Raw genomic sequence first — 11,792 nt, 5'->3', positions numbered from 1 at the left:
GTACAGTCATGTATGTTAAGTTCAATTCCTCAATAATACCAGTAGTCAATGTCATTTTTCATTATCCTATTTCAAATTTTCCTATAAACTCTTCATTAGGAATTTTAAAGAATAATATGGATTAATATTGAATTTATTAGGATTACCACTAAATGATTACTGGAGAATAACATGAGAAATTTTACGAACAGCACCGCCAAGAAAATATTAGCCAATGAAATTAGCATGGAAGTATTATTACAACAATATCCGGAGTATCAAGAAGAGGTTCTGCAAGAAATTAGTGTGCTAAGAAACATCAGAGAATCACAGATTATTACGGCCATCCTTGATAAATACACGGTAAGCGCAAAGATTGCTCATACTAAAATTCAAAAAAGCAGGTTCAATGAAACAACAATAAATGCTTTTTTGCCCGATGTGATTAAGGCCCGATTTGCTATTTATTTGCTAGAGCAGCTTAATATCGCCGTTTCATCCAAAACCCCGGAGAACAATGTAAAGTTCAACCTTTGGGATGGCACTATTTTGCAGAAGCTTTTGTTCAGAAAAGGTCTTGAGAGGAAGCCCGTCTCCCTCGGACTTTTTAAGTTCTGGTGGAGGTTCGTCATCCATAAGAAGATATTAATGCCTCTGGTCAATAAAAAAGGGATTTATTGTTTCTATTCGCGAGCGTTCATTAAAGAGCTTTCCAGTCTGATCGGAAATCAATCCTGTCTTGAAATCGCTGCCGGTGACGGCACCTTGGCTAATTTTTTGAAGAGTGAGCATATAAACTGCCAAGCTACCGATGACTATAGCTGGAGCCATTATATAGCTTACCCTTCTTTTGTGGAAAAAGCGGACGCCAAAACGGCCCTGCTTAAATACACTCCCCAGGTAGTGCTATGTTCTTGGCCTGTACCTAAAAATGCATATGAAAAACATGTCTTCAAGACACCCTCAGTTGACCTATATATCGTTATCGGGACAAAGAATCCCGCATTTACCGGAGATTTTGAAGCTTATTATAACGCTGATAAGTTTACTATGGAGCTAGACGAGAAGCTTTCTTCTCTCATTCTGCCCCCGTCGGATGAAAATGCTGTTTATCTTTTTAGGCGGAAAAAGAGTCCTTCAGCATAGCATTTCAGCCGTCCTCCTCAAGGTGGAGCTTGAGGGATAGCTCTACTCATCGCGCTGGAAAAGGAATGGTCGCCTTTATTACATCATGTAGCCCATTCCTTATACAGCGAACCGAACAATGTCTAGAAAATTGAATTCATTAATTTAACCGACTCAGGAAGCCTCTTCCTCCTAACTATAATTCTTAATCCTTATCTTTCTTCTTTATGTATTTATTCCAGCATAACAAGCCCACTACTATTAAAAGCAATATAAGCAGACCATAGATTAGTGGTTTCAAATGCGCAATGATAAAATATGTATTTCTAAATTGATAATCTTCATCTGCTAAAAACATGTTATATCCCCTTCAGTCGGCACTTTATATGTAGCTAGAAAAATTGCTGACGCACAAAATGAGACACCAAACTCTCTGAATATTTTTTTCTCACTAACACTCCTTATGTAAAATGCCCCGCCATTACTGGCAGGGCACGTTGCTTCCGTTGCATTTATTCTACTGGATGCTTGTATGATCTGTAAACCATATTTACCCAAAAATAAAAACCCTTGAAGGGCCCGTAAAACCAGGCCCCTCAAGGGTTTTCTAAAACTTGCTTACATCATTCCGCCCATTCCACCCATGCCGCCCATGTCAGGAACGCCAGCAGCGCCTGCTGGTTCTGGCTTGTCAGCAATAACAGCTTCGGTAGTCAAGAACATGGACGCTACAGAAGCAGCGTTTTGCAGTGCGGAACGAGTTACTTTGGCAGGGTCAACAATCCCTGCTTCGAACATGTTCACCCACTCACCAGTAGCAGCGTTGTAGCCGATACCGATAGCTTCTTTTTTCAAGCGGTCCACGATAACGGAACCTTCTTGACCAGCGTTCGCTGCGATTGTGCGAACTGGCTCTTCCAACGCGCGAAGCACGATGTTTACGCCGGTTTTCTCGTCGCCGGATACATTCACTGCCGCAACAGCGTTATATACGTTCACAAGAGCTGTACCCCCACCGGATACGATACCTTCTTCAACCGCAGCGCGGGTTGCGTTCAGGGCGTCTTCGATGCGCAGTTTTCGCTCTTTCAATTCAGTTTCAGTTGCAGCGCCAACTTTGACAACGGCTACGCCGCCAGCCAATTTAGCCAGACGCTCTTGCAATTTCTCTTTGTCGAACTCGGAAGTAGTTTCTTCAAGTTGAGCACGGATTTGGTTAACGCGAGCAGTGATGTCTGCTTTGTCGCCGCTTCCGTCAACAATTGTAGTGTTCTCTTTGGTTACGCGCACTTGACGTGCGTTACCCAGTTGCTCAATGGAAGTGCTCTTCAGGTCCAGACCGAGCTTCTCAGTGATCACTTGGCCGCCAGTCAGGGCAGCGATATCTTGCAGCATAGCTTCACGACGGTCGCCAAAGCCAGGAGCTTTAACAGCAACAGCGTTGAAAGTTCCGCGCAGTTTGTTCACGATCAGCATAGCTTGTGCTTCGCCTTCGATATCTTCAGCGATGATTACAAGCGGTCTAGCTTGTTGAACGATTTTTTCAAGCAGTGGCAAGATTTCTTGCGTGCTGCTGATTTTCTTGTCAGTGATCAGGATGTACGGGTTCTCCAGAACGGCTTCCATTTTATCCGTGTCAGTGATCATGTACGGAGAAATGTAACCACGGTCGAACTGCATACCTTCAACCACTTCAAGCTCAGTCAAGAATCCACGGGATTCTTCAACGGTGATTACGCCGTCTTTACCCACTTTTTCCATAGCTTCAGCAATCAGTTGGCCTACTTCATCATCAGCAGCGGAGATTGCCGCTACTTGAGCGATGGATTGTTGACCTTCGATTGGCTTAGCGATCTTTTGCAGTTCTTCTACTGCTGCACGAACTGCTTTGTCGATCCCTTTACGGATAACCATAGGGTTAGCGCCTGCAGTTACGTTCTTCAGACCTTCACGGATCATGGCTTGAGCCAGAACAGTTGCAGTTGTAGTACCGTCACCAGCAACATCGTTGGTCTTGGTAGCTACTTCTTTAACCAGTTGAGCACCCATGTTCTCGAAAGCATCTTCGAGTTCGATTTCTTTGGCGATGGTTACACCATCGTTAGTGATCAGCGGGCTACCGAATTTCTTCTCCAGTACCACGTTGCGGCCTTTCGGTCCAAGTGTTACTTTTACCGCGTTTGCCAAAGCATCAACCCCGCGCAACATTGCGCGGCGAGCATCTTCACTGAACTTGATTTCTTTTGCCATTGTGTAATATACCTCCCAAAAGTTTTGTGAATATACTTCCTCGATCTTCTCCGTCAAAACTAACTTCAGAAGCATTGTCCTAGTTTTATGAATATACTTCCTCGATCTTCTTCGTCAAAACTGGCTTCGAAAGCATCGTCCTAGTTTTGTTAGCGTACACTTCTTCGTGCACTATTCATAAGTAATTGAGTTCAATCTTATAAACGATTCTTAGTCAAGAATCGCGTGAATGTCGCTTTCTTTCATAATCAAATATTCTTTGCCTTCGTATTTGATTTCGGTTCCGGCATACTTCGAGAAGATTACACGGTCGCCTTCTTTAACTTCCAGTGCCACACGTACGCCATCTTTCAATGCGCCGCTGCCTACTGCGATAACCTTGCCTTCTTGCGGCTTCTCCTTGGAGGAGTCCGGAAGCACGATTCCGAAAGAAGTAGTTTCCTCCTGCTCGCTCGGTTCTACCAATACGCGTTCACCTAAAGGTTTGATCATGAAAAATAGCCTCCTTTAAAATTATGTGATTGATCTTGAAAACAGAGATTAGGAATATCGCTGTAGTCTACAGACTGCGATATTTTGAAAAATATGAATCTGGCATAGGAAATGCCCGTCATTCCATATTTTTCAGCTGCATTAGCACTCGACACTCCGCAGTGCTAACAACAATTTTTATGATACTCAACTTGAGAGCGGATTTCAAGTCCTTTTACACAAATTCGTATTTTGTTTTCGGGAAAAAATGGTTTTGGGAGGTTGTCCGACACACGCCCCTTTACATTCTATCCAGCCATCGGAAAAATATGCCTTTCTCCTCTATCATTCACCCGTAACAGCATCTTGTCTGTGCTTGCGGATATAAGCGAGGCCGAGTCGCATGAATTCAGCTGCCAGCGGCGGAATATCGAGCTCATTCTTGACCGCCATCACGATTTCCTGCATGAGTGCAGGAGCGAAAGAAACAGCCGGCAGCTTGGCGCCGAGTCTGGAAATATAGAACCGGGGCAGTATAGACAGACCCAAGCCTTCCTGTACCATCGCCTGAATCGTGTTGAAGTCCTTCACTTCCATCACAACATTGAAACCGGGATGGCGGGACTGCAACAGCTTGCGCAGATCCTCGTCCTTCGGCATAAGGAAGTGCTGATCCTTGATTTGCTCAAAATTTAGACGGGATTCCTGCCTCAGCAGATGATTCTCCGGCAAGAGCACCACCATCTCATCGCGGATCAGAGGCACACTATGCCACTGCGGATCCGGGAACATTGTTATGCCGATATCAATAACGCCACTTGCAATCCATTCATTAATCTCCTCGGATTCTCCCTCGAAAACCACAAGCTCCGCGCAAGGGAAAGACTGCTTGAACGCCTCAGACAATTGCGGTACAAACCGGCAGGCAATATCCGGCGTAGCACCAATCCGCAGTGAACCGGCCTGCATTTGCACCACAAGAGCAGCTTCTTCCTTCATAACCCGGGTTGTATGCAAAATAAGACGGGCATGCTTCAGCATCGCCTCTCCGTTCCCGGTCAGGACAATGCCTTGGCGGCTGCGGTGAAACAATAGAATGCCCAATTCTTTCTCAAGACTCTGAATCATCTGCGATACGGCAGATTGGGTAAAACCAAGATCTTCGGCAGCACGAGTGAAGCTCCTCGCTTCGGCTGCGGCCGCAAACACTTGCAACTGGAGTATAGTCATCTTCCTCCCTGCCGGAAGCCGGCAGAAGAATCCTCCCCTCTGTGACACATCTGTTCATCTGGTCCAAATCAGCATTAGTAAAAACTAATATCAACATCATCAACCTTAATTTTACTAACAAAATAGCGGCATGTATACTCCAGTTGTGCAGAGCGGGAAGCGAAATCGAAAAGACAGGACCTTTGAGGGACTGAAGCCTGGCATACGAGAATTTGGAACTACAAATTAATGCACAGCAGGTGAAAGAAAGCGGGGAAACACCTCATGTCAGCTAAAAAAATCAACCTGTTATCATTCTTCCGGTCCTATGACGGGGCCGTTTGGCTCCAGTTCACAGGCACTATTCTCAGTTCATTAACAATGTTCATGATCCGGCCCTTTCTGGTCTTATACCTGCATGACCAAATGAACGGCTCTGTGCTACTGCCGATCCTGATTGTCGGCCTGCAGCCCTTATTCGGCATCTTCGCCGGAATCGGCGGCGGAAGCCTCAGTGACCGGTATGGACGCAAGCCGGTTATGGTTGCTTCTCTACTGTTACAAACCCTATCCTTCGCCGGCTATGCCCTGGCAGATGGAATCATCCTCTTTGCAGCCGCCTCCATCCTGAACGGGATCGGCTCTGCCCTGTTCCAGCCAGCGGCCAGCGCTCAGATCTCCGACATTGTCCTGCCGGAGCAGCGGGCGGAGGTCTATGCGCTACTGCACATGGCGCTTAATTTCGGCGCTGCCTTCGGTCCTGCCCTCGGACTCATGTTGTTCTCCTGGAACGTGCATATCGTCTTCTGGATCGCCGCACTGCTGCTGGCTGCCTATTCAGGGCTGCTCTGGCTTCGCCTGAAGGAATCGGCACCGTCCAGGCTGCCTAGAAGCGGGCAAACTAACGGGGCAGCCGTACCTTGGCTGACGGCAGCAAAACAGCCAGAGAACCGGATGATTATCTGGCTGACACTCTGCTACCTGCCTGTCGGCTTTCTGTATGCCCAGGTGGACTCTACATTACCTTTTCAGCTGCAGACGTATTTCGATAACTATAAAGCCGTACTGGCCACGATGCTGACCTTCAACGGTGTGACCGTCATCCTGCTCCAGCTGTGGGTCGCCAAAGTGACGTCACGCTTCACAGCACGCCGCATGCTTAGCATCGCCTACCTGCTCTTCGCTGCGGTCGCACTGGGCTACGGATTCGCCCCTACGCTTGTCCTGCTGCTAACCGCAGAGTTTATCTTCTCTGTCGGCGAGATGCTGCATGGACCTCATGCGCAGAAAGCCGTGGCCGAGATGGCTACGGCCGATCAGCGAGGGTATGCCTTTGCCATCTATGGCATGGGTCCTCAAGTCTCCAGGGCGCTTGGCCCACTGCTGGGCGGCATTGTCCTGGATCTCTGGAACGGCACCGCCCTGTTCGTGCTGATTGCCTTTTTCACCCTGATCATGGGCAGAATTCAGTCACGCTTGTTACGCAATGCTGCTTCAGGAAAGCATCACTCTACAAGCACTCCCGTTAATCCTCCTGTCGCTTAACGTATCGATCCTCCAGCTCCTTATCCGCAGCAAGCTGTTTGCGGTATACAAAGGCAGAGAGGAACACGCTGAATTCATACAGTATCAGCAGCGGAATCGCTACCAGAAAGTCAGAGATGAAATCCGGTGGAGTAATCACAATCCCGATAAAGACCAGAACGAAATACGCATAACGTCGCAGTTTGCGCAAGCGCAGCGGGTTAAGAATTCTGATTTTGGTCAGGAACATGACCACCAGCGGCAGCTCAAACAGCAGCGCCATCGGCACGACCAAGCTGAACATAAACTCGAAATATTGAGCAATGCCATAGGTTTCTTCGAGTCCCATATCTCTTGTGATGGAGATTGTAAAAGAAAGCGCCATCGGAAACACAATGTAATAAGCGAATAATACCCCGAGGATAAAAAGGATAAATACGTACGGCACATAACGCAGCGCCGCGTTCCGCTCCACCTGACGCAGCCCTGGGCTAACGAATGCCCATAGCTGATAGATGATAAAAGGAACGGAAATGGCCAGGGATACGGCCATGGCAATCTTCATGTACATGCCAATCCCGTCCCAGAAGGAGAAGGCGTGCAGCACGAAGCCTTTTGCCAGATCGGAACGGATCAGATATTCGTAGATCGGTTTAGCGCAGAACAATCCGCCCACCAAGCCCAGAACAAAGACAATCAGCACATAAATAATCCGTTTGCGTAATTCGGTGAGATGATCTACCAACGACATCTCATCACCCTTCACAGACATGCGAGACACCACCCATGACACAAAATAACCCCACAAAGTACAGCAGGGAGCTCGCTGCTCTGTCACCATACTTTGTGGGGTTTTCTGATACCAATTTAAAAAAAGGGGGCGCTCTCCAAAGTCACTAGTCGACTTAAGAGAAAACCCCCGCCTTAATTGTTCTATTATTCCGGTAGACGTCTGTCCTGCGGAACATTGGCCGCTGCATTCTGCGGGGCTTCCGGCGCTGGTGGAGCTTCGCTCTTCTTGGCCGGCTCAGAATCACCGACGATATCACGTGCGCCTTCCTTGAACTCGCGGAAGGTTCGTCCAACCGCCCGGCCCAGTTCGGGAAGCTTATTCGGACCAAAGAGCAACAGCGCCAGTATCACCAGCAAGATAATTCCCGGAGTACCAATTCCACTTAACATTGTTTATCCTCCTTGTCATTCTGTCCGTTCATGATACCGTTTACGACGATTTAATAATACCATAACTTATATCACACATCCATCGATTTTCTTCGAGTGATAGGGTGACACGACAAGAAAATGACTCGGGAAAACAACGTTACTGACGATACTGTCCAGTCACCATTAACAATGCCTCAGGAAGCTGGTCCATGATGGCCGCCAGATTCTCGTGAACACCCTTCGGCGTGCCTGGCAGATTCACAATCAGCGTACGACCGCGGATCCCGCAAATGCCGCGAAACAGCATCACTGCGCGATTCTTCTGCATGACCGTGCTACGCATCGCCTCGGAAAGCCCTGGCACCTCCCGCTCAATGACACGCCGGGTGGCTTCTGGCGTTACATCGCGGATGGCAAGATCTGTCCCCCCGGTAGTAAGCACCAGGTCCGCCTGAAAGTAATCAGTCAATTCTATTAAAGCCGCAATAATCTCATCCTGCTCGTCAGGGACAATTCGATATTCAACAATCTCCCCTCCAAGTTCTTCCTCTACCAGCTCCCGGATCACCTGGGCGCTCGTGTCTTCCCGTTCGCCCCTGGCCCCTTTATCGCTGGCCGTCAGGATTGCTGTTTTCCACGCCATAGGTTCGCCCTCCCTCTCTTATATGCTATGTATCGTTATGCAGTGCAGCGCTTCTAGAGCTTCTGCACTTCTTGCTGTCAGGGGTTATCCCTTGAAAAACTCTCCGTTATGGCAATTCATCACGCCATGCTCCGTAATCAGCATGTCCATAATAGCATCATGATCATCCATCGGTACTTCTTCCACGATCTGCATGTCGTAGGCCAGCCCGATCCAAAGCGGGGGGCTCACTCCTTCATAAAGACCGCTAGTCTCCCAGGATGCACGGAGACGGTCATAGTAACCCCGTCCATATCCAAGGCGTCCGCCCCGGATATCAAATGCCAGTCCTGGTACGAATACTGCGGCCGGAAGTTTGCGGGAGACCATGGTTTCCGCATTCTCTCCGGCCGCTGTCGGCTCCATGATGCCGTACGTACCGACGGACAACTCCTCCCAGGAAGTGACACGATGCAGTGTCATGGCTCCGCTGCGGGGAACAACCCGGGGCAGTAGCACCTCGCACCCAGCTTCCCAAGCGCGTGTGATTAACGGCCTGGTGTTCAGTTCTGAACGGAAGGATACATAGGCCATAATTGAAGACAGAGTCTCAGACTCACTCCATGCCCAAGCTGTGCGGCAGACCTTAGCGGACAGCTCGCTGCGCTGCCCCAGGGACAGGTTGTCCCGAGCGGTAGCCTGCCGCACCCGCAGCTCGCGCTTTCTTTGCGCGAGCTCTTCATGCAAGCCCGTCATAAGCAGCCGCCTCCCTCTTCTGTCCGTCGTTTCTCCTAGTTTGTAAGATTAGTTTACCACTCTTCTCCCCGGTTCGCCAAGATAGCCCGAAGACATGGTTTTGCGCACGGGCGTTCCCCGTGTCCCGGGCCCTGTTCGTGAAACGTTCGGGTCTGCTTCCCCCGGCGGACTCTCGCACCGGAAACGCTTTTCATGTAAACTAAAAGGAATACGTGATTATAGCGGCTGAGGCGACAGCGCCAAGGCGTAATATGCAAGGGTGGAGGTTTCATCATTATGCTTCTTCAAGCAACAGGAATTACGAAATTATATGGAATACAAAGCGTGCTGGACGGTATCAACCTTCAGGTTAACGAAAAAGAGCGGGTCGGGCTGGTCGGGGTCAACGGAGCCGGCAAATCCACTTTTCTGCAAATCCTGGCGGGTGAACTGTCCTTTGACAGCGGGCAAATTCATAAATCCAAAGAAACGACGATTGGCTATCTGGCCCAGAACAGCGGACTGCAATCGGACAAGACCATAGAAGAAGAAATGCTGGCGGTCTTCGCTCCGTTAATAGAAGCAGAATCTGAACTTCGGCGGCTGGAGGAACAAATTGCGGATCCCGCACTCGCTGAAGACCCCAAACGGTACGAGGATCTGCTGGAGCGCTATGCCCGTCAGTCCGACTGGTTCAAGGACCACGGCGGCTATGAGATGAATACCCGGATTCGCAGCGTCCTGCATGGTATGGGCTTCGGCGACTTCGCACCGGATACCCGCATCTCTACCTTGAGCGGCGGGCAGAAGACACGGCTTGCATTAGCGCGGATTCTGCTTCAGGCCCCGGACCTGCTCATGCTGGATGAGCCGACCAACCATTTAGACATCGAGACTTTGACTTGGCTGGAGGATTATCTGCGCGGATATTCCGGCGGCATTCTCGTGGTTTCCCATGACCGGTATTTCCTCGATCGGCTGGTGACAACGATTGTAGAGATTGAACGGCACCAGTCCCGGCGGTACACGGGCAATTACAGCCGTTATGTAGATATCAAGGCGGCTGAATATGAAGCCAGGCTCAAGCAGTACGAGAAGCAACAAGGCGAGATTGCCAAGATGGAGGAGTTCGTACAACGCAACATTGTCCGGGCCTCCACAACCAAGCGGGCACAGAGCCGGCGCAAAGCACTGGAGAAGATGGACCGGATCGACAAACCGCTGGGCGATCTGAAAAAGGCCAACTTCGCTTTTGAGCCAGACTTCATGTCAGGCAAAGAAGTGCTGCAAGTGCGGGATGTGGCCGTTGCCTTCGGTGAAGGACAGCCGCCTCTGTTCCGCAATGCTTCTTTCGAACTACGCCGGGGTGAGACCGCCGCGTTAATTGGACCGAACGGGATTGGCAAGTCCACGATGCTGCAATGCATGATGGGCACACGTGAGCCTTCTGCTGGAACGGTAAACTGGGGCACCAAAGTCAAAATCGGGTACTATGACCAGGAACAAACACGCCTGAATCCGCGAAATACGGTACTGGAAGAGCTATGGAGTGAATATCCAATGCTGGAGGAAGCCAGAATTCGTACGATCCTCGGCAACTTCCTGTTCAGTGGTGAAGATGTTCTAAAGAAAGTCTCTGCACTGAGCGGTGGGGAAAAAGCGCGTGTGGCGCTCTCCAAGCTGATGCTGCGCGGCGCTAACATGCTCATCCTGGATGAGCCGACGAACCATCTGGATCTCGTCAGCCGTGAAGTGCTGGAATCAGCCCTGATTGATTTTGAAGGCACACTGCTGTTCATTTCCCATGACCGTTATTTCCTCAATAAAATGGCAGAGCGTGTGCTGGAATTGCACCCGGACGGCATCGACCCGTATCTCGGTAACTACGACGACTATATTGAGAAAAAGCGGGAGCTAGAGGACATCGCCAAGGAGGCCGCCGAACAAGCTGCGCTCAAGTCTGCTGCTAAAAACATCGACAAAGAGCCACCTCCCGCCGAGAAAGGCACGGCCTCTTCCTTTGAAGCAGACAAACAGGCCAAGCGGGAGGAACGTAACCGTCAGCGCCGGATCACTGAACTGGAAGAGAGCATAGCGACAGTGGAAGAAGAGATTGCTGTTATAGAGAATGAGATGACCAAACCGGAAGTCTACCAGGATTATTTGGCGCTTCAGCAGCATGAAGAAGAATTGAAGGACAAGAAGGAACGATTGAGTCAATTTTTTAGCGAATGGGAAATCCTTGCTGACGAATAATGTAAATCTGCTTCAAAAAAATATTTTTACAGTTCCCAATTTGTTCAAATATACTTATCCACAACTCTATCCCCAGTTTTCGTGCATAACTCTTTGTTAAACACAGCCCTTCGGGGCTTTTTTTATGGATTAAATCGCCCTTTCTGTTGTCAAGGAAATATTATCCACTATACTATCCACATTATCCACAATTTCCACAGAATAACCTCACATCCCCCCATCTAATCAAAGCCCTTAAAAAAAGAGCTGGTATTGCTGATTTTACGCACTTTTTACACAATTCGGCCGGAATATGTGGATAACGTTGTCCACACCTTGACAAAGGCAATTCCCCTTAATATTCCCCGTGATTTTATGGCAAAAAAGAACCCGCTATCTCCAGTTCAGACAGCGGGTATAGTCAATATAAGACAGCTAAGTGGGGGCCATGCCTTCCCTTTCGCCGAAACCTGAAGAA

The 11,792-nt window shown here is 49.1% G+C and carries 10 protein-coding genes; 3 read left to right on the top strand and 7 right to left on the bottom strand.

All coding sequences use genetic code 11. The features are described 5' to 3' along the window. Positions 1–171: 171 nt before the first annotated feature. Positions 172–1,125 carry an SAM-dependent methyltransferase gene (locus HPT30_RS24650; RefSeq protein ID WP_175373949.1) on the top strand — a complete coding sequence of 318 codons (954 nt, stop codon included), beginning with the start codon at positions 172–174 and terminating at the stop codon, positions 1,123–1,125. A 597-nt stretch (positions 1,126–1,722) separates the two neighbouring features. Here HPT30_RS24650 and groL read toward each other — a convergent pair. The 3 genes from groL to HPT30_RS24635 form a co-directional block, all read right to left on the bottom strand. After that, a complete protein-coding gene (gene groL / locus HPT30_RS24645) occupies positions 1,723–3,354 on the bottom strand; it encodes a chaperonin GroEL (RefSeq protein ID WP_175373948.1) in 1,632 nt (543 codons plus the stop codon). 210 nt (positions 3,355–3,564) lie between these two features. Next, positions 3,565–3,846 carry a co-chaperone GroES gene (gene groES, locus HPT30_RS24640; protein ID WP_175373947.1) on the bottom strand — a complete coding sequence of 94 codons (282 nt, stop codon included), beginning with the start codon at positions 3,844–3,846 and terminating at the stop codon, positions 3,565–3,567. 324 nt (positions 3,847–4,170) lie between these two features. Continuing rightward, positions 4,171–5,055 (bottom strand): LysR family transcriptional regulator, encoded by an 885-nt coding sequence (locus HPT30_RS24635; protein ID WP_175373946.1) that lies wholly within the window; start codon positions 5,053–5,055, stop codon positions 4,171–4,173. A 264-nt stretch (positions 5,056–5,319) separates the two neighbouring features. Here HPT30_RS24635 and HPT30_RS24630 point away from each other — a divergent pair, with 264 nt between their 5' ends. Further along, on the top strand, positions 5,320–6,579 hold the full coding sequence (locus HPT30_RS24630; RefSeq protein ID WP_175373945.1) for an MDR family MFS transporter: 1,260 nt from the start codon (positions 5,320–5,322) through the stop codon (positions 6,577–6,579). On the opposite strand, the gene tatC is transcribed toward HPT30_RS24630, so the two are convergent. The 4 genes from tatC to HPT30_RS24610 form a co-directional block, all read right to left on the bottom strand. Beyond that, entirely contained in the window at positions 6,560–7,330 is a 771-nt protein-coding gene (gene tatC, locus HPT30_RS24625) for a twin-arginine translocase subunit TatC (RefSeq protein WP_175373944.1), read from the bottom strand. The two genes, HPT30_RS24630 and tatC, sit on opposite strands and share 20 nt — an antisense overlap. Before the next feature lie 164 nt (positions 7,331–7,494). Continuing rightward, positions 7,495–7,740, bottom strand: coding sequence for a twin-arginine translocase TatA/TatE family subunit (tatA, locus tag HPT30_RS24620; protein ID WP_175373943.1), 246 nt, complete (start codon positions 7,738–7,740; stop codon positions 7,495–7,497). 139 nt (positions 7,741–7,879) lie between these two features. Then, on the bottom strand, positions 7,880–8,365 hold the full coding sequence (locus tag HPT30_RS24615) for a MogA/MoaB family molybdenum cofactor biosynthesis protein (RefSeq protein ID WP_020429419.1): 486 nt from the start codon (positions 8,363–8,365) through the stop codon (positions 7,880–7,882). 84 nt (positions 8,366–8,449) lie between these two features. Next, positions 8,450–9,100, bottom strand: a complete 651-nt coding sequence (locus HPT30_RS24610; protein ID WP_175373942.1) for a 5-formyltetrahydrofolate cyclo-ligase — start codon at positions 9,098–9,100, stop codon at positions 8,450–8,452. A gap of 276 nt (positions 9,101–9,376) precedes the next feature. Here HPT30_RS24610 and abc-f point away from each other — a divergent pair, with 276 nt between their 5' ends. Further along, a complete protein-coding gene (abc-f, locus tag HPT30_RS24605) occupies positions 9,377–11,335 on the top strand; it encodes a ribosomal protection-like ABC-F family protein (RefSeq protein WP_175373941.1) in 1,959 nt (652 codons plus the stop codon). The last annotated feature ends 457 nt before the right edge of the window (positions 11,336–11,792 follow it).

Origin of the sequence: Paenibacillus agri (genome assembly GCF_013359945.1) — a bacterium.
In the GTDB taxonomy this organism is placed as follows: Bacteria; Bacillota; Bacilli; order Paenibacillales; family Paenibacillaceae; genus Paenibacillus_AQ; species Paenibacillus_AQ agri.
This window is presented reverse-complemented; position numbering and strand designations above follow the sequence as displayed.